Below are 633 nucleotides of genomic sequence, written 5' to 3'. Positions count from 1 at the left end.
TCACGGGCCTGCATGCGCTCATGCATCGCCATCAGGCGCTCGAGCTTGTCGATGTCGCAGGTAGGGTCGGCGGCCGCCCGACTGATGACGGCCATGATGTTGCTGTCATTGCTGATCGGAACGACTGCCTGACGGCGCAGCTCCGGGAGAATGATTTCACCTGCCATGGTCGATTCCTCAGTAGGTAATGCTGATTGCTGGGATAAAGCCGCTGGCGATTACCTTCACTGCCAGGCGGGCGCATTCCTCGCTCATGCCGTTAGCGATGAACGCTTCCTTTGCCGCTTTGTAGATGGCGCCTTTGTGCGCCTTGTCAGCCTCGCGGGCCGCCGCCTGACGATTGATTTCATCTGCTGCGGCATTCGCTCGGGCAACTTCTGCCAGTCGAGCCTGCTCAACCGCTGCTGCTTGGCGCTGCTCCGAGGCAATGCGCTCGCGTTCGGCGCTTTGGATTGCAGCAACCCGATCAGCCTCGGCCTGTACCTTCTGGCGTTCAGCCTTCTCGGCAGCCAGTTGCAGTTGCAGCGCCTGGTTGGCTGCAGCCGCCTCGGCATCACGGATTTTCTGGTCTGCGTCACGCTGAGCCTGGGCGGCTTGATCAATCAGCGCCTGCTCACGTCTTGCTGCGGCATC

General features: G+C 61.3%; 2 pseudogenes. Both read right to left on the bottom strand.

Annotated elements, in window-relative coordinates:
* Window positions 1-167: pseudogene (locus HYI44_RS29180) on the bottom strand (single-stranded DNA-binding protein); the annotation flags it as partial.
* Between the two features lie 10 nt (window positions 168-177).
* Window positions 178-633 (bottom strand): annotated as a pseudogene (locus HYI44_RS29175) (hypothetical protein); the annotation flags it as partial.

This window comes from Pseudomonas sp. Y24-6 (assembly GCF_020295325.1).
Classification (GTDB): Bacteria; Pseudomonadota; Gammaproteobacteria; order Pseudomonadales; family Pseudomonadaceae; genus Aquipseudomonas; species Aquipseudomonas gregormendelii.
This window is presented reverse-complemented; position numbering and strand designations above follow the sequence as displayed.